The following is a 260-nucleotide window of genomic DNA, read 5'->3' as shown; positions in this document are numbered from 1 at the left end:
CTGCGCCGATGGTAGTGTGGCTCAAGCCATGCGAGAGTAGGTCATCGCCAGGGTTTACACCCAAAACCCCGCTGCTCACGCAGCGGGGTTTTTCTTATTAAGTGAAGGCACTGCATTTTCCGGGTGCCTTCCGCCCCAAGGGCAAGATCGCGAAGCTGGCGCTGCAAGCGCTGCTGCAACCGTCTCCCTGGTGAAATTAGCGCTGTGGAACCACCCGATCCCATCCCGAACTCGGAAGTGAAACGCAGCTGCGCCGATGG

Annotated in this window: 1 rRNA gene; it reads left to right on the top strand. The window is 59.2% G+C overall.

The features are described from left to right. Positions 1 to 186: 186 nt before the first annotated feature. A 5S ribosomal RNA gene (gene rrf, locus ACX9OT_RS21865) occupies positions 187 to 260 on the top strand; the annotation flags it as partial.

This window comes from Stenotrophomonas genospecies 3 (assembly GCF_054473855.1).
Note: the sequence above shows the minus strand (reverse complement) of the source record. Positions and strands in the feature narration are given on the sequence as shown.